This is a genomic window from Streptomyces alanosinicus (genome assembly GCF_014650595.1).
GTDB lineage: Bacteria > Actinomycetota > Actinomycetes > Streptomycetales > Streptomycetaceae > Streptomyces > Streptomyces alanosinicus.
The window spans coordinates 173,863-195,850 of the sequence record NZ_BMVG01000009.1; the positions used below are offsets into that span (position 1 = coordinate 173,863).

At 71.9% G+C, this 21,988-nt stretch carries 16 protein-coding genes and 2 pseudogenes; 10 read left to right on the forward strand and 8 right to left on the reverse strand.

Going from position 1 to position 21,988, the window contains the following annotated elements:
* Nucleotides 1-46 precede the first annotated feature (46 nt).
* Complete coding sequence (locus IE277_RS21260) at nucleotides 47-952, forward strand: metallophosphoesterase family protein (protein ID WP_189954737.1); 906 nt, start codon at nucleotides 47-49, stop codon at nucleotides 950-952.
* Nucleotides 900-1,580, forward strand: a complete 681-nt coding sequence (locus tag IE277_RS21265) for a 4'-phosphopantetheinyl transferase family protein (protein WP_189954739.1) — start codon at nucleotides 900-902, stop codon at nucleotides 1,578-1,580. The genes IE277_RS21260 and IE277_RS21265 overlap by 53 nt, the downstream gene beginning before the upstream one ends.
* A gap of 72 nt (nucleotides 1,581-1,652) precedes the next feature.
* Here the strand turns inward: IE277_RS21265 and IE277_RS21270 are convergent, their stop codons facing one another.
* The 3 genes from IE277_RS21270 to IE277_RS21280 all read right to left on the reverse strand — a co-directional run bounded on the left by IE277_RS21270 (nucleotide 1,653) and on the right by IE277_RS21280 (nucleotide 3,221).
* Nucleotides 1,653-1,880: a hypothetical protein gene (locus tag IE277_RS21270; protein WP_189954741.1), complete on the reverse strand. Its 228-nt coding sequence runs from the start codon at nucleotides 1,878-1,880 to the stop codon at nucleotides 1,653-1,655.
* Between the two features lie 112 nt (nucleotides 1,881-1,992).
* On the reverse strand, nucleotides 1,993-2,532 hold the full coding sequence (locus IE277_RS21275; protein WP_189954942.1) for a toxin-antitoxin system, toxin component: 540 nt from the start codon (nucleotides 2,530-2,532) through the stop codon (nucleotides 1,993-1,995).
* A 32-nt stretch (nucleotides 2,533-2,564) separates the two neighbouring features.
* Nucleotides 2,565-3,221 (reverse strand): helix-turn-helix domain-containing protein, encoded by a 657-nt coding sequence (locus IE277_RS21280; RefSeq protein WP_189954742.1) that lies wholly within the window; start codon nucleotides 3,219-3,221, stop codon nucleotides 2,565-2,567.
* A 246-nt stretch (nucleotides 3,222-3,467) separates the two neighbouring features.
* Between IE277_RS21280 and IE277_RS21285 the strand changes: the two genes are divergently transcribed.
* The 6 genes and pseudogenes from IE277_RS21285 (at nucleotide 3,468) to IE277_RS21310 (ending at nucleotide 12,457) form a co-directional block, all read left to right on the forward strand.
* Nucleotides 3,468-4,148: an MmyB family transcriptional regulator gene (locus IE277_RS21285; protein WP_189954744.1), complete on the forward strand. Its 681-nt coding sequence runs from the start codon at nucleotides 3,468-3,470 to the stop codon at nucleotides 4,146-4,148.
* Nucleotides 4,149-4,329: 181 nt separating this feature from the next.
* Nucleotides 4,330-4,665: pseudogene (locus IE277_RS21290) on the forward strand (sugar ABC transporter permease); the annotation flags it as partial.
* A 263-nt stretch (nucleotides 4,666-4,928) separates the two neighbouring features.
* Nucleotides 4,929-7,715, forward strand: a complete 2,787-nt coding sequence (locus IE277_RS21295) for a hypothetical protein (protein WP_229881888.1) — start codon at nucleotides 4,929-4,931, stop codon at nucleotides 7,713-7,715.
* A gap of 4 nt (nucleotides 7,716-7,719) precedes the next feature.
* Nucleotides 7,720-9,294 (forward strand): hypothetical protein, encoded by a 1,575-nt coding sequence (locus IE277_RS21300; protein WP_189954745.1) that lies wholly within the window; start codon nucleotides 7,720-7,722, stop codon nucleotides 9,292-9,294.
* Between the two features lie 163 nt (nucleotides 9,295-9,457).
* A complete protein-coding gene (locus IE277_RS21305) occupies nucleotides 9,458-11,506 on the forward strand; it encodes a phosphocholine-specific phospholipase C (RefSeq protein WP_189954747.1) in 2,049 nt (682 codons plus the stop codon).
* A 66-nt stretch (nucleotides 11,507-11,572) separates the two neighbouring features.
* Nucleotides 11,573-12,457, forward strand: a complete 885-nt coding sequence (locus tag IE277_RS21310; RefSeq protein WP_189954749.1) for an LURP-one-related family protein — start codon at nucleotides 11,573-11,575, stop codon at nucleotides 12,455-12,457.
* 95 nt (nucleotides 12,458-12,552) lie between these two features.
* Here IE277_RS21310 and IE277_RS21315 read toward each other — a convergent pair whose 3' ends face one another.
* Together IE277_RS21315 and IE277_RS21320 are read right to left on the reverse strand one after the other, a co-directional pair.
* Nucleotides 12,553-13,548, reverse strand: coding sequence for a DMT family protein (locus IE277_RS21315; RefSeq protein ID WP_189954751.1), 996 nt, complete (start codon nucleotides 13,546-13,548; stop codon nucleotides 12,553-12,555).
* Nucleotides 13,545-14,348 carry a phosphatase PAP2 family protein gene (locus tag IE277_RS21320; RefSeq protein ID WP_189954753.1) on the reverse strand — a complete coding sequence of 268 codons (804 nt, stop codon included), beginning with the start codon at nucleotides 14,346-14,348 and terminating at the stop codon, nucleotides 13,545-13,547. Before IE277_RS21320 ends, IE277_RS21315 begins: the two co-directional genes overlap by 4 nt.
* Before the next feature lie 289 nt (nucleotides 14,349-14,637).
* Here IE277_RS21320 and IE277_RS21325 point away from each other — a divergent pair, with 289 nt between their 5' ends.
* Nucleotides 14,638-15,282: a TetR/AcrR family transcriptional regulator gene (locus tag IE277_RS21325; RefSeq protein WP_189954755.1), complete on the forward strand. Its 645-nt coding sequence runs from the start codon at nucleotides 14,638-14,640 to the stop codon at nucleotides 15,280-15,282.
* 135 nt (nucleotides 15,283-15,417) lie between these two features.
* Here the strand turns inward: IE277_RS21325 and IE277_RS21330 are convergent, their stop codons facing one another.
* The 3 genes from IE277_RS21330 to IE277_RS21340 form a co-directional block, all read right to left on the reverse strand.
* Complete coding sequence (locus tag IE277_RS21330; protein ID WP_189954757.1) at nucleotides 15,418-16,509, reverse strand: DUF2510 domain-containing protein; 1,092 nt, start codon at nucleotides 16,507-16,509, stop codon at nucleotides 15,418-15,420.
* Nucleotides 16,510-16,681: 172 nt separating this feature from the next.
* The gene (locus IE277_RS21335; RefSeq protein ID WP_189954759.1) at nucleotides 16,682-17,836 is read right to left on the reverse strand and encodes an anhydro-N-acetylmuramic acid kinase; all 1,155 of its coding nucleotides are present in this window, start codon (nucleotides 17,834-17,836) and stop codon (nucleotides 16,682-16,684) included.
* A 3-nt stretch (nucleotides 17,837-17,839) separates the two neighbouring features.
* A complete protein-coding gene (locus tag IE277_RS21340; protein WP_189954761.1) occupies nucleotides 17,840-19,129 on the reverse strand; it encodes an MFS transporter in 1,290 nt (429 codons plus the stop codon).
* A gap of 172 nt (nucleotides 19,130-19,301) precedes the next feature.
* On the opposite strand from IE277_RS21340, the pseudogene IE277_RS21345 reads away from it, so the two are divergent.
* Nucleotides 19,302-21,987, forward strand: a pseudogene (locus IE277_RS21345) (ATP-binding protein).
* The last annotated feature ends 1 nt before the right edge of the window (nucleotide 21,988 follow it).

The window sequence follows — 21,988 nt, forward strand, 5'->3', positions numbered from 1 at the left end:
TGTTCTTGTTGGTCACGGTGAAGGATCATCGGAAGAGGGGTGCGGGGTGGAGTCTGGGGCCGGGGCCGGGCAGCTGCTGGCCATCAGCGACCTGCACATCAGCTATCCGGAGAACCGCGCCCTGGTCGAGGACCTGCGGCCCACGAGCGAGGCGGACTGGCTGCTCGTCGCCGGTGACATCGCCGAGACGGTCGCCGACATCCGCTGGGCCCTCGAAAAGCTCGCGAGCCGCTTCCACAAGGTGGTCTGGGTCCCCGGCAACCACGAGCTGTGGACCCACCCGAAGGACTCCGTCACCCTGCGCGGCGTCGCCCGCTACGAACACCTCGTGGAGCTGTGCCGGGAGCTGGGCGTCGTCACACCCGAGGACCCCTACCCGGTGTGGCAGGGCCCAGACGGTCCGGTCGCCGTCGCCCCGCTGTTCCTGCTGTACGACTACTCGTTCCTGCCGCCCGGCAAGGCCACCAAGGCCGAGGGCCTGGCGTACGCGGAGAGCACCGGCATCATCTGCAACGACGAGTATCTGCTGCACCCCGACCCCTATCCGAGCCGCGACGCCTGGTGCCGGGCGCGGGTCGCCGAGACCGAGCGCAGGCTCGCCGAGCTGCCCGCGGACCTGCCCGTCGTACCGGTCAACCACTATCCGCTGCACCGGCACCCCACCGAAGTGCTGTGGTATCCCGAGTTCGCCATGTGGTGCGGCACCGAGCTCACCGCCGACTGGCACCGCCGGTTCCCGGTCGCCGCGATGGTCTACGGCCATCTGCACATCCCCCGCACCACCTGGCGCGACGGAGTCCGCTTCGAAGAAGTCTCCGTAGGCTATCCCCGCGAATGGCGCAAGCGTCCGGAACCGCCGGGGAGACTGCGCCGCATCCTGCCGATGGAGGTCGAAGCCGGTGATCGAGGAGCTGCTCCCGGAGTCGGTCGTCACCGTGGAGGCACACGGTGACGACGCGCTGTGGGACGCCCCGCTCTACCCCGGGGAGGAGGCGCTCGTCGCGCGTGCGGTGGCCAAGCGGCGCCGCGAGTTCGCGGCCGTACGCGCCTGTGCCCGGCGTGCCATGGAGAAGCTCGGTGTGCCGGCGCAGCCGCTCCTCAGCGGCGAGCGGGGCGCACCGCGCTGGCCGGACGGCCTGATCGGCAGCATGACCCACTGCGACGGCTACTGCGCCGCCGCCCTGGCCCGCGCCGGCGAGCTGGTCTCCCTCGGCATCGACGCCGAGCCGCACGGCCCGCTCCCGGACGACGTCGCCGGCTCGGTCTTCCTGCCCGCCGAGGCCGAGCGGCTCGCCCGGCTCGCCGGGGAGCGGCCCGCCGTGCACTGGGAACGGATCCTGTTCAGCGCCAAGGAGTCCGTCTACAAGGCGTGGTTCCCGCTCACCGGCGCGTGGCTGGACTTCTCCGAGGCCGACATCACCCTGTGGCCGAGTCCCGGTGACGAGCGGCACGGCACCCTGCGCGCCGAACTGCTCGTCCCCGGGCCCTGGGTCGCCGGCCGCCGGCTCCAGGTCTTCGACGGCCGGTGGCTCGTACGCGACGAACTGATCGCCACCGCCGTGGTCGTCCCGCACGCCTGACCTCCGCCGGACCGCGCCTGACGTCCGCCGGACCGCGGCTGACCTCCGCCGGACCCGCGGCGGCCGGTCCGCTCATGCGGGCGGGCACCAGTCGCGCAGCAGCCGGAAGAACTCCGCCTCGTTGCCCGAAAGACCCGCTCGGGTCAGGGCCTGCTCCGCCTCGGCCAGCACGGCGGGCGGCACCACGACGGGCCGGCCGCCGTCCGCTGGTCCGTCGAAGGCGGCGCGCACCGTGTGCAACAGCCGCAGATAGGCCTGTACGGCGGTGCGCTCACGGTCGGTCAGTACGGCGGTGGGCATCGGTCGGCTCTCCCCGGGTAGGCGGCACGGTCACGCGCGCTGCGGCGCACCCCTCCAGCTTGCCGCCCACCACTGGCAACGCCCCTCGGACCGGCCCGCCACCGCCCTCGTGTCAGCCCTGTGCCCCCGGATATCCGAGGGACGCCTCGATCCGGCCCGCCACGTCGTCCCGCAGCACCGGGCCGCGCAGCGCCGAACCGGCCAGCCAGGTGCGGCACCTGCTGGCCAGCAGCAGACCGAAGGTCTCGGCCGCGCGTTCCTCGGCGAGGTCGAATCGGGTCCGGGCCGCCACCCGCCGCACCGTGGCCTCCAGCGCGTCCTGGTCGGTGTCGTCCTTGAGTAGCCGCGTGGCGACGCCGATGCCGTCGACATGGTGGCCGCGGTGGTCGGCCTGCATGTGCCACAGCTCGTGGCCGAGGATCACCAACTGGTGGTCGGGCGCGGTGCGTTCCTCCACCACGACGAGGTCACGGTCACTCAGATCCAGCCACAGTCCGCTCGCCGTACCGGGCGGGAAAGCGGCCGCGCGGAAGTGCACCGGGCGGCCACGGCGGCGGCCCATCGCCTCGCACAGCGCGCGATACAGCTCCCACGGCTGCGCCGGCGCGGGCAGTGTCAGCCCGCCCACCAGCTCGTTGCACAGCCGGCGCATGTCCCTGCCGATGCCCACAGTCCTCCCCTGGCTCACGACTCGGGCCGCTTGACGCTCTCCAGGAGCATGTCGAGCCACTCGGCGACCTTGTCCCGGTGCTGGTCGGTGGGCAACTGCGCGGCCCGCCAGGCTATGCCGCGCACCCCGTGGTCCTGCAGCAGCCGCTCCAGCGGATCCTGGTCGGCCCTCGCGGCGGCCCGCTCCCGGTCGGCGAGCTTCTGCAGCAGTTCCTGCTCGGTGCGCTGCAGCGCGCCCGCCAGCGCCTCGGGGTCCTCCGCGGTCAGGAAGCCGGTGTGCACCCGGAAGAAGCGCTGCAACGCGTCGCAGTGCTCCATGGTGGGCCGCCGGTCGCCGTTGATGAGCGCGCCGGCCTGCTGCCGGGACATGCCCGCGCCGTCGGCGATCTCCTGCTGGGTGTACTTGCGCCCATTGGGTTTCAGCCGGGTCCGGCGCAGCAGGCCCAGGCGCTGCAGAAAGCGTGCCTGGACGTCCGGTTCGCCGGCGGGGCGACCGGTGAGCAGGGCCTTCACCACCGCTTCCGGGACGCCACAGGCCACGGAGAGCCGCCCGACGCCGAACACCTCGGCCTGCGGCACGCCGAGCCGGTCGGCGAGCGCGGTGACGCGGGCGACGACGGCCGGCAGCTGGGCGGTCGCCGTGGCGCCCGGATCCTCGTAGCCATCCGTCACCGACAGAACTCCTACGTCTCTCAAGGGCTTCAGATGTGTCCGTACGTGTCATTCTCACGAGCGATCGCCGTGAACTTCCCGGAGAGTAGCGGGTGCCTCGAACTCACATCCAGGTCTCGCCACAACTGTGGCGAATTTCAGCCGTCAACGGGCATGAAATGCCACGATAGTTGACACGGACTTGTCGGGGGCCGCAGGATCGCAGAGCCGCGTGAAGGCCGCAGAGGCAAGAGGGGTGACCTCCCGATGGCACATCAGGCAGGAGGGCAGCGGCCGGCACCGCGGCCCGTCCCCGAGACCTGCGAGACCCAGGCGTATCTGCAGGACTACGCCGCCCTGCTGAACGCTCTCGCCTGCCCGTCCCTGGTCGTCGACCACCGCTGGGACGTGGTCATGGCCAACGACGCGTTCGCGTCACTTTTCCGCGGGATGCGCCCCCAGGCGACGGCCATGCCCGGCGACAACTTCCTGCGCTTCGTCCTCTTCCACCCGGACGCGGGTGACGTCCTCGGCGAGCACGAGCAGGGCTGGTGCCTGCCGATGCTGGCGCATCTGAAGTCCGCCCTGGAGGCGTACGGCCACGACCACGACCTCCAGGCGATCCGCCGCGACATCGCCCAGGACCCGCTCATGGAGGCCGCCTACCGCCAGGGGCTGCCGCACTGGATCCGGGCCGTCGGCGAGAGCGCGACCCGGCTCGACGGGGCCGTCCGGCTGCTGCACCACCCCGACCCGCGCCGCGGCCCCACCGAGTGCCGCATCGTCGAGGAGACGCCCGAGATCCTGCGCGAGCTGGGCTACCGGCGCCTGTCGCTGGTCCTGCGCGAGAACCGCCGGGCGGCCACGCCCGCACGTCGCACGCGCCGTCCCAGGGCACTGCGGGCGACCGCCGGGCATCTCACGGTCGTCCGCGTCCCGAAGGACTGACCCGGCACCGCCGGCGTTCAGGTCGCCGGCGGCGCCGGGTCCGAGAGCCTCACACCAGTATTTCCGAGAGCCTCAGGCAGGCATCGCCCGGCCTCATCGCCCAGACGGACGCAGACGTGGACCAGCTCCTCAAGGACGCGTCCGGCAAGATCGACGGCATCCTGACCCGGAGCTGACCGCGATGACGAAGACGGCCGAGCGGCAGCCGACGGCGACGGCCCCCGTCCAGCCGGTCCCGGCGCCGCCCCCGGCAGGGGGCCGCAGGCGGCGCCGCCTCGTCGACCAGGCCCGTGCCTACGCCTTCCTCCTCGGCGGCCTGATCTGTTTCGCCCTGTTCTCCTGGTACCCGGCGATCCGTGCGGTCGTCATCGCCTTCCAGAAGTACACGCCCGGCTCGAAACCCCAGTGGGCCGGCACCGCCGACTTCACCCGCGTCCTCGGCGACCCCGAGTCCGACGCCGCCTGGCGCCACACCCTCACCTTCACCCTGCCGGCCCTGCTCGCCGGTTTCGCGATCCGGAGGTAGCGCAGGTTCGCGCTGCTCGGCAGGGCGACGGTGGCCGTGTTTCCGGTGGCCGGGTCGAAGCGGTGGCCCAGAACGCCTTGGCGTGCCGGAGTTCGTTGAGGACGAGGGCGAGGAGGAAGGCTCCGTGCATATTTCCCACCGATCGCCACGCTGCGTAGCTTCTGTGAAGATTCAGGCGATCGTGTCGAGTTTGTGACTCCTGTGCGTCACGCTCAGTGAGCGGTAGTCGCAACCAGGGCTGTGTGGAGGCCGAGTTGAGCGAGCTGGACGCATCGGGTGCTGAGCACGGCGGTTCGCAGGACGTACCGCGCACCGAGGGCAGGGTCGGGACCGAGGGGGCGCTGCCGGATTCGCCGCCGGTGCTCACGGGCTCCGCCCGGGAGATCTCCAAGGCGACCCTGGTACAGCTGCGGCTTCCCGTGCCGCCGACCGGGCAGGCCCTGATCAAGTCGGCGTATGTGCGCCAGCTCCGACTGCGGCCGGACGAGGCGAGCACCGTCCGCGACCATCTCCGGAGCACCGAACACCTCCGGAGCACCGATCACCTCCGGAGTGCCGAAGAGGTCTCCGACGACCTCATCGATCTGCTCGCGGCCTACGAACAGCGCACCCAGCCCTCGCTCCTGCCGCCGCCGAGCACCTTCGTCGACGTCCCGGTCCAGGCGCTGAAGGCGTTCGGTGACGCGCTGGTCGAGGTGCGGCGGCAGCGGGCCGCACGACTGGCCGCCGAGCGGGCCGGGGCGACGACCGCCGAGGCGGTGCCGGCGGACCTGGAGGGCCTTGCCCAGCAGGACGTGCGCAGCGCGCTGGTCGCGGTCCGGGGCCTGCTGGCCAACACCAGGGCGACACCGCTCGGCATGCTGAACCTGGAGCGCCTGGAGATGGCGCCGGCCGGGCTGGAGCGAGGCGAGCTGATCGCCACCGTTCCGCTGGCCCCGCTGGAGGAGACGGCCGTCAGCCACAAGGAATGGTCGGTCCGCAGCAAGGAGTTCACCTCCATCGTGACCGACTCCCTGGAGACGGTCAGCGAGACCGGGGTCACCGACAACACCGAGCTGTCCCAGTCGACGTCCTCGCAGGCCCAGCACTCCAACCAGTTCAATGTCACCGCGACGGTCACCGGCGGAATCCCGGTGATCAACGGCTCGGCCCAGTCCGGCTTCACCTCGCAGGACTCCAAGTCGCAGTCCGCGACGGACAGCACCAAGCACTCCACGCAGCTGACCAGGAAGGCCTCCGCGCGGGCCAAGCAGGAACACAAGATCACCATCTCCACCACCACGGTCACCGGCAGCGAGGAGACCTCGACCCGGGTGCTGAAGAACCCCAGCCAGGTCTCGGCGATGCGGGTCGACTACTTCAGCCTGATGCGCAAGTGGCGGGTGCGGCTGTACCGGCACGGGCTGCGGCTGACCTACGACCTGGTGATCCCGGAGCCCGGCGCCGGTCTGCGCCGGATGCACAAGGAACTCGCCGATCTCAAGGGACAGTTGGGGCCGTTCCAGTTCGGCCTGCCGCACTCGGAGATCACCGACGCGATCCTGCCGGGCGAGACCCAGCCGCACTACCGCGTGCTGGCCGAGCGGTACGGAGCGGTGGTGCCCGACCCGCCGCTGCCGCCGCCGGCCCCGCAGTTCAGCGTGGGCGCACCGCAGCAGGAGGAGGGCTGGCACATCTTCACCCCTGACCCCCTGGAGGTTCCGGAGGGGTATCGCGTCAAGACCCTGAACATGTGGTTCGACACCACAAGCAAGAAGGACGTCCTGTTCAGCTTCAAGGTGCTGGGCACTCCGCTGTACATCCAGGACCAGACCCAGGGTGACTACGGGCCCTTCGAGCTGACCTCCGGCGCCTACGGCAACTTCATGTTGCATGCGACCGGGAAGGTCTACATCTCGTTCGACATGGTGAACAACCGCAACACGACGATCAGGGTCACCTCCGAGATCGAGCCGATCCCCATCCAGCCCGACCCGGACCCGACCAAGCCGGCGCACAGCGACCGCATCCGGGACAAGTGGCAGTCGGACGTCTGGAACCTGCTGCGGGACGCGGCGCAGAGCCAGTACTACGAGCGTCAGCAGGACATCGCCACCAAGGCCGCGGCGCTGCAGGAGCAGATCGAGCAGGTCGACACGCTCACCCTCCGCCGGGAGGAGAGCGAGGAGATCATGAAGGGAGTGCTGCGCTTCCTGCTCGGCCCGGACTTCGCCTTCATGCCGCCGGAGGTCGTCGCCGCCTTCGCCAAGGCCCGGGTCGATCTGGAGCACGGCATCGGCTTCGACGAGAACGACCTCGGCATGGACGCCACCGCGTGGGCCACCGTACGCGAGCACGAGGACGTCGTCCGGTTCATCAACCAGGCCATCGAGTGGGAGAACGTCGTCACGTTCCTGTACTCGTACTTCTGGGACGTACCGCAGAGCTGGAACTTCGTCCGCCGGCTGCGGCACCCCGACGCGAACCGGCAGGCGTTCCTGCGGTCCGGCAGCGCACGCGTCGTCCTGACCGTGCGCAAGGGCTGGGAGGAGGACTGGGTGAGCTTCGCCGAAGGTGGCTTCAAGTCCCCGCCGACGGCCCCGGATTCCCAGTACCTCACCATCGCCCGGGAGATCGCCGCCTACGACGACCGCAACTACCCGGGCATCCCGCCGGCCAACCCGGGCCGCAGCGCGGTGCGCCTGGAGGAGGCCGTCTACGCGACCTCCCGGGACGTCCTGGCCAAGACCGCGAACCCGGTGAGCATCAAGGTGGATTCGAGCAAGGACTTCCTGGTCGGCGCCCTGGTCGTCATCGACTCCGCCGACAAGACCGACCCGGCCGACGGCAGGGTCGTCCAGGAGAGCCAGCTCATCACCGCGATCCCCGACACCACCCACATCACGGTCGGCCGGCTGGACCGGGCCCACGACGGCTCGGTGACCCCGTTCGCCGTGCTCCAGCCCGGCACCAAGGGCGCGCTGATCGCCGAGTGGAACGAGTACACCCCGTCCTCGGGCACCGATATCGAGATCGGCTCCGACCTGGGCAGCGGAGCCTGACCCGGTGGCCGACGGGGCCGGGGCGGAGGTCCGCTGGGGGCTGGTCGCCGAGGCGCTCACCTCCTACAAGCATGCGGTGATGCTGGCTCGCGGCATCACCGCGGCGGAACAGGCCGAGATCGACCGGAGCCCGAACAGGGTGGCGCTGCTGCGGGAGCGGGAGACCCGCACGGTGCCGCGCGAGGACATAGAGGCGGCGCATCTGATCGCCGTCGAGGTCCGGGCGCTGTTCGTGGAGTGGCAGAACCGGTACTACACGGTGCCCTGGCCGGGCCACCGTGAGTTCGGTGTCCGTTTGACGATGAACGCCGCGTCCGATGCCACCCGGCATCTGGAGGAACAGACCCGCCAGATCCTGGACGCGTCTCCTCCCGGTGCCGGCCAGGTCAGGTCGCTGCGGGGCGCCTGGCCGCTGGTCTGGCTCCAGTGGCTGTACTCCGCGTTCGAACCGCTCCAGGTCATCGAGGGCGAACTCCCGTTGCCGGAAGCGGCCATCGGCCGGCCCGACGGGGTGCTGCACGACTTCGCCGAATTCGTGCTCAGCATGGTGCCCGTGGTCGGTGAGTTCGTGCTGGCGTACGAGGTCGTCATGAAACGGCAGCTGGTGGGCGGCCGTGAGCTGTCGAAGCCCGAGCAGCTGATGGCCTTCCTGGGGCTCGTCATCCCTCCCGTACTCGGCGCACTGGTGAAGCAGATTCCACGGGCGGGCGTCGCTCTGCGGAACTTCCGGGTGAATGCGGCGAGGCGCATCCCGGGCTCCGTCGCCGCGAACCTCGACCGCTTCACCGTCGACATGGTGATCGCTCTGCGTTCGTTTCCCAAGGATGCGTTCGAGAACTTCCTTCGGATGATCCGCATGGTCGAGAAGCTGACTCCGGAGGAGCAGACGGCTTTCAACTTCTATGTCTCGCGCCTCAACCTCTCCTCGCGCCTGGCCCAGTGGCTGAGGATCATCGAGCGGGACCTGGGGAAGGGCTTCACGGACGTACGCGCTCTCAAGCGTCCGCCCAACGTCCTCGTCGAGCCGCACGAACGGGCGATGATGGAGGAACTGAGCAAGCTGAGCGGCAAGCGTGTCGTGTCGATTCCGGAGATGCATCCGCAGGACTACGACGCTTTCGTACGGGACCTTGCCAGGAACCCGGAGGCCAAAATGCCCCAGGTCAATGGTGTCAAGTATGCCGACACCGTCTGGGGTGACGAATTCGCGGAGCTCTACCGCGTGGAGAGGGCCAAGAGCGTCAAGAACGTCCTCAGGAACATCAAGGACGTCGGAAAGGGCAAGCAGGCGTCCACGCTTGTGGTGGCGAAGACTCCGAACGTGACCTTCGATCTCCCGTCGATCTTCGGTGATCAGTTCTGGCCCAATCCGCGGTTCCAGTGGATCGACAAGGTCGTCATCCTCCAGGACGGCGCCATCAAGATCCTTGAGCGCCCGGTCCGCTACATCACCATGGACCCTCGCGTCTACGCCACCACTCGTGTCCTGCTCGGCAACCCCGCCCACCTCGTCAGGACGGCAGAAGAAGTCCTGCAGGCCGAGCAGGAGGAGAACAAGCCCGCCGCCGCCCCGCGCTGAGCGCCCCGCCCCGCACCACACGGACTGTCGAGTTTCACACAGATGCCACCAGGCCCTTCCCTGACGTTTGTTGCTCTTGGAACACTCGCTGCGCGCAGATTCCGTCATTTGCACGGCATCACGACGGCATCACGTACGTCAGGACGAGAGGACCCTCACACTCATGCCCGAAGTCAACCGGCGCCGTTTCCTTCAACTCGCGGGTGCCACCACGGCGTTCTCCGCGCTGTCCGGCAGCATCCAGCGCGCCGCGGCCCTGCCCGCGCACCACCGCACCGGGACGGTCAAGGACGTCGAGCACATCGTCGTCCTCATGCAGGAGAACCGATCCTTCGACCACTACTTCGGCACGCTCCGCGGCGTCCGCGGCTTCGGCGACCCCCGGTCCGTCTCGCAGAACGGCAGGTCCGTCTGGAACCAGTCCGACGGCACGAAGGACATCCTGCCCTTCCACCCCGACGCCGACGACCTGGGTCTCGCCTTCATCCAGGACCTGCCGCACGGCTGGAACGACACGCACCAGGCCTTCAACGGCGGCAAGTACGACAAGTGGGTGCCGGCCAAGGGCTCCACGAGCATGGCGTACCTGACCCGCAAGGACATCCCGTTCCACTACGCGCTCGCCGACGCCTTCACGCTCTGCGACGCCTACCACTGCTCCTTCATGGGCTCGACCGACCCGAACCGCTACTACATGTGGACCGGGTACGTCGGCAACGACGGCAAGGGCGGCGGCCCGGTCCTCGGCAACGACGAGAAGGGCTACGGCTGGACGACGTACCCCGAGCGTCTGGAGCAGGCCGGGGTCTCCTGGAAGATCTACCAGGACATCGGCGACGGCCTCGACGCGAACGGCTCCTGGGGCTGGATCCAGGACGCCTACCGCGGCAACTACGGCGACAACTCGCTCCTCTACTTCAACCAGTACCGTGACGCCAAGCCCGGCGACGCGCTGTACGACAAGGCCCGCACCGGCACCGACGCCAAGAAGGGCGAGGGCTTCTTCGACCAGCTGAAGGCCGATGTCAAGGCCGGCAAGCTGCCCCAGGTCTCCTGGGTCGTCGCCCCCGAGGCCTTCACCGAGCACCCGAACTGGCCGGCCAACTACGGCGCCTGGTACGTCTCCCAGGTCCTGGACGCGCTCACCGCCGACCCGGACGTCTGGGCCAAGACCGCGCTGTTCATCACCTACGACGAGAACGACGGCTTCTTCGACCACGTCGTCCCGCCCTTCCCGCCGGCCTCCGGCGCCCAGGGCAAGTCCACCGTGGACGCCTCGCTCGACCTGTTCAAGGGCGACATGGGCCATGTCGCCGGCGCCTACGGCCTCGGCCAGCGGGTGCCGATGCTCGTGGTCTCCCCGTGGAGCAAGGGCGGCTACGTCTGCTCCGAGACCTTCGACCACACCTCGATCATCCGGTTCATAGAACGCCGCTTCGGTGTGCACGAGCCGAACGTCTCGCCCTGGCGCCGCGCCATCACCGGCGACCTGACCAGCGCCTTCGACTTCTCCCGCAAGGACACCAAGGCGGTCGCGCTGCCGTCCACGGCCGCCTATGTGCCGCCGGACCACAACCGCCACCCCGACTATGTGCCCAAGCCGCCCGCCAACCCCTCCCTGCCCAAGCAGGAGCGCGGCCACCGGCCCACCCGCCCGCTGAAGTACGCCCCGGTGGTGGACGGTTCCGCGGACACCTCGGCCGGTACCTTCACGCTCACGTTCGCCTCGGGGGCGCACGCGGGCGCCGGCTTCCTCGTGACCTCCGGCAACCGCGGCGACGGCCCCTGGACCTACACCACCGAGGCCGGCAAGTCCCTCTCCGACACCTGGAACTCGATGTGGTCCGGCGGCAGCCACGACCTCACCGTGCACGGCCCGAACGGCTTCCTGCGTGTCTTCAAGGGCAAGGGCAAGACGGCGGGGCCCGAGGCGAGTGCCCGGCACGTCGGCGACCACCTGGAGCTCACCTTCACCAACAAGGGCCCCGGCACCGTGAAGCTGAAGGTGACGAGCGGCTACGGCGGTCACCCGGCCACCGTGACCGTACGGCCCGGCGCGACCGTGCACCACACCGTCGACCTCACCGCGAGCAGGCGCTGGTACGACGTGACGGTCACCTGTGACGCCGACCCGGCCTTCCTGCGCGGCTTCGCCGGGCACGTCGAGAACGGGCGTCCCGGCGTCAGCGACCCGGCCATCGCGACGGCGTGAGCGGGCGATGAGCGGCGCTCCGTGCGAACTGGTCAGGTACCGGTCACATCAGGGTAGTGTGCCCCGGTGACCACGCAATCGAACACTCCCGCAGGCTGGTACCCGGATCCGCACGGAGCGCCGCAGACGCTCCGCTACTGGGACGGCGCGCAGTGGACCGAGCACACCAACCCGGGCCAGGCGCCCGCCGGTCAGGTACCACAGCAGCAGGCCGTCCCCCAGCAGCAGGCCGTGCCGCAGCAGCAGGCCGCTCCCCAGCAGTACGGCGCCCCGCAGCAGCAGGCCGCCGACCCCAAGGTGCAGCGCCAGGTGCAGCAGCAGGCCGGGCTCGCGGCCAGCGGCCCCGGCGGCGGCACCCTCTTCACCGAGCCGGTCCTGGTCGTGAACCAGAAGGCCAAGCTGATCGAGGTGACCAACGAGTACAAGGTCATGGATCAGAACGGCCGTGAGCTCGGCGCGGTGACCGAGGTCGGCCAGGGCGTGCTGCGGAAGATCTTCCGCTTCATCTCCAACTGGGACCAGTTCCTGACCCACAAGCTGGAGATCCGCGACGCCTACGGCCAGCCGCAGCTGCTGCTGACCCGGCCCGCGAAGATCTTCAAGTCCCGGGTCATCGTGACGCGCCCGGACGGCTCGCAGGTCGGCGAGATCGTCCAGCAGAACATGATCGGCAAGATCAACTTCGCGATGAACGCGAACGGCCAGCAGGTCGGCGCGATCAAGGCGGAGAACTGGCGGGCCTGGAACTTCGCGATCGTCGACCACGCGGACAACGAGGTCGCCCGGATCACCAAGACCTGGGAGGGCCTCGCCAAGACGCTCTTCACGACCGCGGACAACTACGTCCTGCAGATCCACTACCAGCTGCCCGAGCCGCTGCTGAGCCTCGTGGTGGCGACGGCCCTGACCGTCGACACCGCTCTCAAGCAGGACTCGCGGGGCTGGAACTGAGCCGGCCCCGACGGGGGAGAAGCACGGCAGGACCAGCACGGCCGACGGCGGCCGGTGCGCGCGGACAGCGTACGCACCGGCCGCCGTCGTGTGTCTCAGAGCGAGGTGAGGTGCCCCGGCTGTCCGGGCCGGCGCGGCACCGGCGACGGTTCGGCGGTCGCCGTGCCCGGCTCCAGGGCGAGCACCGCGGCCACGGGGTGGTCGTCGTCCTCGGCCGACGGTGGCGGGGCGGGCGTCGGGATGACCACCGGGGCGATCGGCGGCGCGACGTCCGCGGTGACCCGGGTGAGCAGGACCACACCCCAGGAGGCCAGGCCAGCGCCGGCGAGGGCCAGCAGCACGCCCTCGGCGCCGCCCCGGAGCCCCTGCCCGAGCAGGGTGAGGCCGATGACCGCGGCGGCCACCGGGTTCGACAGGGTGACCACGGCCAGCGGGGCGCCGAGGCCGCCGCGGTAGGCGGTCTGGGACAGCAGCAGCCCGGCGACGGCGAACGCGGCGACGAGCACGGCGACCACGATCACCTCCGTGCTCAGCAGCGGGCCCGAGCGGTCGGTCGCCGCCACGGTCACCGTCTGGGTCAGTGCCGAGGCGACACCGGAGGCGAAACCGGACGCCGTGGCGTGCCGCAGGCCCGGCCGGGCGCCGGGCCGGGACAGCATGCCGATCGCCGCCGCCGTCGTACCGGCGACCGCGAGTGCCTCGGTCAGCGACAGCGCCCGGGCGGGCGCCGGACCGGAGGCGGTGACGAGCAGCGCGGCGAGCCCGAGCAGCGTCAGTGCCGTTCCGCGCCACTCCACCGGGCTGACCCGGCGGCCGGCCGCCCGGGCGCCGAGCGGTACGGCGGCGACCAGGGTGAGCGCGCCCAGCGGCTGGACCAGGGTGAGCGGGCCGCACGTGAGGGCGACGACGTGCAGCAGGGCGGCGGCCGCGTTCAGGCCGACCGCCGACCACCAGGCGCCGGTGCCGAGCAGGCGCAGCAGGCCGGTGCCGGGGGTGCGGGCGGCGAGGCGCTCCTGGGCGACGGCGGCCAGCGCGTAGGCGATCGCCGAGACGAGGGCGAGGGCGACGGCGATCACCGCGGCGGCGCTCATCGGCCCGCTCCCACGAGGGCGCGCTCATGCGGCGCGAGCCGGCCGGCGGCGCGCCCCGCCGTGCGGGCGCTCCGGCGCGGCGGACGGATCGCCGCGAGGGCGATGCCGAGCATGGCCGTCGCGACGATCGCGTCGAGCCAGTAGTGGTTCGCCGTGCCCACGATCACCAGCAGGGTGATCAGCGGGTGCAGCAGCCACAGCCAGCGCCACCGGGACCGGGTGGCCACGATCAGGCCGACCGCCACCATCAGCGCCCAGCCGAAGTGCAGCGAGGGCATCGCCGCGAACTGGTTGGACAGATGGTCGCTGGACGGCGGGCCGTACACCGACGGGCCGTACAGCCGGGCGGTGTCCACCAGGCCCGTGCCGCCCAGCATCCGCGGCGGCGCCAGCGGGAACGTGAACGGCAGCACGAGCGCGGCCGTGGTGACGGCCGCGAGGACCCTGCGGGCCCACGGGTAGTGCGCGGGCCTGCGCAGATACAGCCAGACCAGGAAGGCGATCGTCGCCGGGAAGTGGACGGTGGCGTAGTAGGTGTTCGCGAGGTGGACGAGGGTGTCGCCGTGCAGCAGTGCGGACTGCACGGTGTTCTCGCGGGGCAGACGCAGCGCCCGTTCCAGATCCCACACGCGGCGGGCGTTGTGGAAGGCGTTGCCGGTGTGGCCCGTGGCCAGCTGCCGGCCGAGCTTGTAGACGAGGAAGAGGCCCGCGACGAGCAGGAGCTCGCGCAGGAGCGGCGGGCGCGCTATCGCGTCCGGCGGCTCCGCTTCTGCCTCTGCAGGCTCGGTTCGGGCGTTCATCCCCCGACCCCCTCGCTGACGGTGGTGCGTGTGGTGGTGCGTACGAGCCCCGGCGCGGGGCCGAGGCTCATCGATACGTCTCCGTACCGATACGCCAGTGTACCGATACGATGGAGTACCGGTACACTGGCGTATCGATTGATGTGCGACACACTGGAGACCGGGTCGGAAGACGCTGGAGACAGAGTCGGAAGCGCCGCTAGAGCGACGCTTCAGCGAGCCAGGAGCCGGGTCATGAGCCGAGCCATGAGTCAGCGACCCGCAGGACACGAGCGAGGGGAAGCACCACATGACGTCGCAGGCCGCGGACGGACCGGAGACGGTCGCCGCCACGCGCCGCTCCAAGATCACGCCCGAGCGTGAGCGGGAGTTCTTCGACGCCGTGCTGGAGCAGATCCGCGAGTGCGGATACGAGTCCGTCACCATGGAGGGCGTCGCCGCCAGCACCCGGTGCAGCAAGTCCACGCTCTACCGGCAGTGGAAGACCAAGCCGCAGTTCGTCGCGGCCGCGCTGCGCGCCAGCCGCCGGGTGCGCTTCGCCGGCATCGACACCGGGTCGCTCGCCGAGGACCTGCGCCAGGCGGCGCGGGCCGCCGGTGACTGGTCCGGCAAGGACACCAGGCTGCTGCAGGCCCTCGGGCACGCGTGGACGGCCGACAAGGAACTGGCCGAGGCGCTGCGCGAGGCGCTGGTCAATCCGGAGATCGCCGCGCTGCAGGAGATGCTGGCGCGGGGGGTGGCCAGGGGCGAGGTCCGGGCGGACCATCCGGCGCTGGAGTACATCCCCGCCATGATGTTCGGTGTGCTGCGCGTCCGGCCGGTGCTCAGCGGCCAGTACGCCGACGCCGACTATCTCGCCCGGTTCGTGGAGGCCACCGTGCTGCCCGCGCTCGGGCTGACACAAGACCCAGGCCGCCGTTCACGGGATGACTGAACGGCGACCTGTCGGCGCCGCACCGTGGGGACGGGGGCGGCGCTCCCCCCGGCCGGGCGGGGTTCCCCTTGAGCGGAGGGAACCCCGCCCGGCTGCAGTATCCGCCCCCGGATCTGCCCCCGAAGGGGCCGCCGGTCAGACGTCCTGGCCGTTCCCGCCGCCGGCCGAGACCTTGATCCCCTTCAGGATCTCGTCGATGACCGACGTCTGCTGCCCGACGTCGACGCCGAAGCGCACCACCACGATCCGCTGGGCGTCGTCGGGCGAGGGGAAGGCCACCGACTCGACATAGCCGTCGGCGCCCTTGCTGGTGACCGCCTTCCACCGCACCATGTACCCCTTCTGCCCGGCCACCGTCACCGCCCCGGAGCCCAGTACCTGGTGCGAGGTCATGCTGCCGTACGTGGTGCCGCCGTAGGACTCCTTCGCGTTGGCCGCGATGTCCGCCTTGGCGACCTCCTCGGCCGTGGTGCCGTCGGTGCCCAGCGCCTGGGCCGGAGCCGTGTAGGCGCCGCCCGAGGTGCAGTTCTGCGTCGAGTTGCCCGGGCACTTGTACGAGTCGTCGGAGGTCACCTGCGCGCCGACGCTGATGGTCTGCCCGGTCCAGCCCTTCGGCACCGGCAGGCTGATGCCGTTGACCGGGTCCGGCACCGTGCCACCGCCCTTGATCTTGGGTGCCTCGGACTGGCCCGGCGACGGCGAGGCCCCACCGGACCCACCGGGCCCGCCGAGACCGTCCGAGCCGTCGGAACCTCCGGAGCCGTCCGAACCTCCCGAGCCCTCCGAGCCTCCCGGGCCTCCGGATCCGCCCGGTCCGCCGAAGCCGCCGCCCGGCCCGCCGTTCTGGCCGCCGCCGGCCCCCTGACGCGACCCGGCCCCGGCCCGGGCGCTGCCGCCGCCGTCGCCCTTGGAGAGGGCGTAGACGCCGACCCCGATGCTCGCCAGCACCACGGCCGCCACCGCGACGGCGATACCGGTACGCAGCCCGCGCCGGGCCCCGGCCTGCGGCGGGGCGGGGTGGCCCGGATAGGCCGGATACCCCGGCTGCGCGCCGTACCCGGGGTCGCCGGCCGTCGGCGACTGCGTCGGGGGACCCCACGGGGCGGCCGCCTGGGCGGGGCGGGTCTGGTCCGTCCAGGCCTTGCCGTCCCACCAGCGCTCGGTGGGCGGACCGTCGTTCGTCTGCCCGGGGTCGGGGTACCACCCGGGAGGAGTCACCTGCGTCATGGCCCCACCGTACGAGGCGACGGTGAAAGCGGGATGAGAGGATCCGCCGCCAAACGGCCGGAGCGGACATTTCACCGCCGGGAATTTTCCGCCGCCGCGCTGTGGACGACGGCGGACCTGTCGATGGCGGACCTGTGTTTATCGCCCCCCGCCCCCACCCCCACCCCCACCCCTACCTCTCCACCACCAGCCGCACCGGTGCGCGCTGCGCGGCCGGTGGCAGGCGGAACCCGTTTCTGCCCGGGGTCAGTGACCCGAGGACGCTCGGACGGCGGGCGCCCGTGCTGCGCGGGTCGGTGCCGGGCAGGCCGTGGACGGTGAGGAAGCCGAGGACCCCGAAGGCGTACGCCTCCTTCGCGGCGGCCGGCAGTCCCAGCACGTCCGAGGCGTGCACCGGCACCGGCGCGAGCCGCTCCCGGAGCATCCTGGTCAGCACCGGGTTGCGCAGGCCCCCGCCGGACGCGATCACCTCGGTGGCCCCCACGGACCGCACCGCGTCCGCGACGGTCCGAGCCGTCAGCTCGGCGAGGGTCGCCAGCGCGTCCTCGGGGCGGACGCCGTCGAACAGCCCGGCCGCGCGCAGATACCCGGTGTGGAACACCTCCTTGCCGGTCGTCTTCGGCGGTGCCAGCGCGTAGTACGGCTCCGCGAGCAGCCGTTCCAGCAGCCGCCGTCGTGGCCGCCCGCGCCCGGCCAGCGCGCCGTCCGCGTCGTAGGCCGCCCGCCCGCCGCTGAACTCCCGCACCGCCGCGTCCAGCAGCGCACAGCCCGGACCGGTGTCGAACGCCGTCCCGTCCGGCGCGGTCAGATTGGCGATGCCGCCGATGTTCAGGGCCACCGCCCGGCCCGGCCTGCCGCGCAGCCACAGCAGGTCGACCAGGCTGACCAGCGGCGCGCCCTGGCCGCCGGCCGCGACGTCCCGGGCCCGGAAGTCGGCGACCACCGGCAGCCCGCTCGCCTCCGCGATCCACGCCGGCTGCCCCAGCTGCAGCGTGCCGTGCACCCGCCCGCCCTCGGCCCAGTGGTAGCCGGTCTGGCCGTGCGAGGCAGCCAACTCGGCCTGGCCGTCGCACAGTTCACGGTCGGCCCGGACGGCCGCCGCCGCGAACGCCCGACCGATGGCGGTGTCCAGCCGGCACACCTCGGCGAGCGGTACGGCGGCCGGGGGCAGCGCCCGGGTGAGCACCGCGCGCAGAGCGTCGTCGTACGGGGTGCTCACCATCCCCAGTGGGCGCAGCAGCAGCGTGTCACCGTCGAGCCGGAGCACGGCCGCCGCGGCGTCGACCGCGTCGTACGACGTCCCCGACATCAGCCCGATCACCAGCACCGGTCAACTCCCCTTCCGAGCAGGCTGTTTCAGCAGGGCGAGGGCACTGGCCGCGCAGACCGCCGCCGCGTAGTACGCGGGGATGTCCTGGTCGCCGGTGCGGCGTACCGCCTCGGTGATGAACAGGCCCGCGCAGCCGGAGAACACCGCGTTGGCCAGGGCGTAGGCGAGTCCTAGGCCCGTCCAGCGCACCCGGGTCGGGAACGTCTCCGCCAGCAGCGCGGGCCCCGGTCCCGCCATCAGGCCCACCATCGCGCCCGCGCCGACGAGCGCCGCCCCCTTCACCGCACCGGAGGTGCCCGCGTCCTGGAGCAGATCGAGGAGCGGGACGGCCGTCACCGTCACCAGCACCGTCCCCGCGAGCAGCACCGGCCGCCGGCCGACGCGGTCGCTGAGCAGCCCCGCCGGCAGGATCGCCGCCGCGAAACCGGTGTTGCCCAGGGTCGCGAGGACCAGCGCCTGCCGGACGTCCGCGTGCAGCGTGACCTGGAGGTACGACGGCACCACCACGAGGAAGGTGCAGCCGGCCGCGGCCCAGCCCGTCACCCGCGCCGCCGCGAGCAGCAGCGTCCCGCACCCGAGCCGCACCGTGCGCGCGCCGGGGTCCTGCGCGCGTGCGAGGAAGGACGGGGTCTCCGTCAGTCCGGTCCGCAGCCACAGCGCGACCAGGCCGAGCGGCAGTGCCAGCAGGAACGGCAACCGCCATCCCCAGGCGGCGAGTTGGGAAGCGGTGAGCAGAGTGGCCGTCAGTGCCGCCACGCCCGCGCCGGAGAGCAGCCCCAGGGCCATCGTGAACGACTGCCACGCCCCGTACAGCCCCCGCCGCCCCGGCGGTGCGAACTCCGTCAGCACCGCCACCGCACCACCGAACTCCCCGCCCGCCGCAAGTCCCTGAATCACCCTCAGAAAGGTCAGCAGCCACGGCGCGACAACGCCCGCGGAGGCGTACGTCGGCAGCGCGCCCATCAGGGTCGTCGTACCCGTCATCAGGGCGACCACCGCGATCAGCACCGGCCGCCGCCCCCACCGGTCGCCCAGTCCGCCGAACAGCGCCGCGCCGAGCGGCCGGAAGAAGAACGCCAGCGCGAACGCGGCGTACGTCCGCACCAGCGCCTCGGCACCGCCGCCGCCCGCCGGGGCGAAGAACCGCTCGGCCAGCACCGTGGCCAGAAAGCCGTAGACCCCGAACTCGTACCACTCGACGAGATTGCCCACCGACCCCGCCGCCACCGCGCGCACCGCCGGCCCGCGCGCGAGGGCGCGGACACCCGAAACCGGGGTCGTGCCAGCCATGGTTGACGCTCCGTCCGCTGCTGACCGGCTGCTCTGTCCGGGGACGCGTCGCCTGCCCGCACCCACTTTCACCCCCCGGGGCAACAGCTGCCCCGACCGGCCACCACACATCCCACCGGACGGCTAGGCTCGTGGTCTGTACGTCATTCGGGCGACCTGGGGAGGTATCGGGATGACGGAGGGACGGCCGCCGACGACTGGGCCGGCTCCCCTGTGGGAGCGGGACGCGGAGATCGCCACCGTCGCGCAGGCACTCGACCTCCTGTGCGCCGACCAGTCGTCGGCGGGCAGCCTGCTGGTCGTCCGCGGCGAGGCGGGACTCGGCAAGACCGCGCTGCTGGCCGAGATCCGCCGCATGGCCGAACGCCGCGGCTGCGCCGTGTGGTCCGCCCGCGGCGCGGAGACCCTGAAGTCCGTCCCGTTCAACGTGGTGCGGCAGCTGCTCCAGCCCGCCCTGCTCTCCTTGCTGCCCGAGGAGGCCCGGGAGTACCTCGGCGACTGGTACGACATCGCCGGCCCCGCCCTCGGCATAGTCGACCCGCAGGAAGGCAGCGCCGACCCGCAGTACGTGTGCGACGGACTCGTCGCGGCGGTACGCCGGCTGGCCCGCCGCGACTGGCCGCTCGTGCTGCTGATCGACGACGCGCACTGGGCCGACCAGGAAACCCTGCGCTGGCTCGCCGCCTTCGTCGAACGCCTGGACGACATCTCCGTCCTCGTGCTGGTCGCCCGCCGGCCCGGCGAGGTCAGCGGCGACAGCGCCCGCCACCTCGACGCGGTGGCCGCCGCCGCGGGCCGCCCCGTCAGCACCCTCCGGGCCCTCACTCCCGACGCCGCCGCGGGACTCACCCGCGCCACCCTCGGCCGGCACGCCGACGACGCGTTCTGCCGCGAGGTCTGGGCCGTCACCGCGGGCAACCCCTACGAGTCCGTCGAGCTCCTCGCCAAGGTGCAGGACAGCGAACTGCAGCCGGTCGAGGCACGGGCCGGGGAACTGCGCGCGCTGAACCGCGCCGCCCGCGGCGGCGGACTGGTCGACCGGCTCAAGGGGCTCCGGCCTGGAGGCGACCCAGTTCGCCTGGGCCGCCGCCATCCTCGGCACCGACATCACCGTCGACATGGTCGCCCGCCTCGCCACCATGGACGAGGCCATCGCCGGGCACTGCGCCGAACTGCTCTGCACCGCCCGCATCCTCACCGAACCCGAGCGCGTCGTCGGCGCCGAACGCGAGGAGGGCGAGCTGGAGTTCGTCCACCCCCTCATCGCCACCGCCGTCTACAACTCCATCCCGTCCGGCGTGTGCACCGCCATGCACGGCGTGGCCGCCCAGATCATCACCGAACTGGACCGCGGCGCCGCCCAGGCCGCCCGGCACCTGCTGAAGGTGCACCCCGACGGCGACGAGGAACTCGTCGAGCAGCTGCGCGAGGCGGCCCGCGAACACCTCGCCGTCGGCGCGCCCGACGCGGCCCGCACCTGCCTCGAACGCGCCCTGCAGGAGCCGCCGCTCCCCGAGGTGCACGCACACGTCCTGTACGAACTGGGCTGCGCCACCCTGCTCACCGCACCCGCCGTCACCGTCGAACACCTCCGGCACGCCCTCGGCAGCCCGGGCCTCGACGGCGAGCGGCGGGTCGACGCGGTGGTCCGGCTCTCCCAGGCGCTGCTCCACAACGACCAGCTGGAGGAGGCCGTCCGCACGGTCGAGGCCGAGGCCGCCCGGCATGAACCGGGCCCGGTCAAGCTGCGGCTGCAGGCCGTGCAGTTCATGTGGGAGGGCATCCACGGCGAGACCGTCTCCCCGGCCCGCTCCGCGCGCCTCGCCGAACTGGCGCGCACCTGCACCGGCCGCGACAACGCCGAACGCGCCCTGCTCATCCTGCGCGGCTTCGACGCCATGACCCACGGCGAGAGCGCGGACGAGGTCCTCGAACTGTGCGACCGTGCCCTCGTCAACGGCCGTCTGGCGCCCGGCCTCGGCTGGACCGGCCAGGAGTGGGGCATCGAGCTGCTGATGATGCTGGGCAGCGCGTACGCCTACGCCGACCGGCTCGACCGCGCCGAGAGCCTCTTCGCCGAGGCCCTGCGCGCCTACACCAGCGCCGGCTGGCGCGGCGGCCACCTCTCCCTCGCCAACGCCTTCCTCGGACTCGCCTACCGCAGACAGGGCCGGCTGCGCGACGCCGAGACCACCCTGCGCGAGGCCCTCGTCCTCGCCGAGCGCGTCGGCCGTCGGCTGCCGCTGTACTGGTCGGCGACCTGCGGACTGGTCGACACCTTGCTGGCCCGCGGCCGGGTCGACGAGGCCTGGTCGGTCGCCGAGCAGTACGGCTTCGCACCGCCGTACCCCTCCACGATCGTGCTGCCCGACATCCGCTGTGTCCGCGGCCGGCTGCTGCTCGCCGTCGGCCGCAGCGAGGACGGCATCCACGAACTGGAGGCCGCGGAGAAGACGGCCGCCTCGCGCGGCGGCCACAACCCCGTCCTGTCACCGTGGTCCATCGACCTCGCCAAGGCCGTCGCCGGCCAGGACCCGGCCCGCGCCGCACAGCTCGCCGCCGACGCCCGCCGGCAGGCCGAGCGCTTCGGCACGGACACGGCGATCGGCGAGGCCCTGCGCTGTGCCGCCGCCCTGGAGACCGGCGGCCGTGCGGTCCAGCTCGCCGCCCGCGCCGTCACCTACCTGGAAGCCTCACCCTGTCAGTACGAACACGCGGCGGCTCGCGTCGAGTACGGCATCGCCGCCCGCTCCGCCGCGGAACTCACCCGGGGCCTGGACCTCGCCCGGGCCTGCGGCGCGGAGGGCCTGGTGGCCCAGGCCAGGGAGGTGCTGGAGACGGGACGGGGACTGCGGTAGC

Bases quoted from the DNA above. Each gene is read 5' to 3' on its own strand.
- IE277_RS21270 (WP_189954741.1), bottom strand. From the start codon at position 1,880: ATGCCCACCGCCGTACTGACCGACCGTGAGCGCACCGCCGTACAGGCC.
- IE277_RS21275 (WP_189954942.1), bottom strand. From the start codon at position 2,532: ATGCGCCGGCTGTGCAACGAGCTGGTGGGCGGGCTGACACTGCCCGCG.
- IE277_RS21285 (WP_189954744.1), top strand. From the start codon at position 3,468: ATGGCACATCAGGCAGGAGGGCAGCGGCCGGCACCGCGGCCCGTCCCC.
- IE277_RS21305 (WP_189954747.1), top strand. From the start codon at position 9,458: ATGCCCGAAGTCAACCGGCGCCGTTTCCTTCAACTCGCGGGTGCCACC.
- IE277_RS21315 (WP_189954751.1), bottom strand. From the start codon at position 13,548: ATGAGCGCCGCCGCGGTGATCGCCGTCGCCCTCGCCCTCGTCTCGGCG.
- IE277_RS21320 (WP_189954753.1), bottom strand. From the start codon at position 14,348: ATGAACGCCCGAACCGAGCCTGCAGAGGCAGAAGCGGAGCCGCCGGAC.
- IE277_RS21325 (WP_189954755.1), top strand. From the start codon at position 14,638: ATGACGTCGCAGGCCGCGGACGGACCGGAGACGGTCGCCGCCACGCGC.
- IE277_RS21330 (WP_189954757.1), bottom strand. From the start codon at position 16,509: ATGACGCAGGTGACTCCTCCCGGGTGGTACCCCGACCCCGGGCAGACG.
- IE277_RS21340 (WP_189954761.1), bottom strand. From the start codon at position 19,129: ATGGCTGGCACGACCCCGGTTTCGGGTGTCCGCGCCCTCGCGCGCGGG.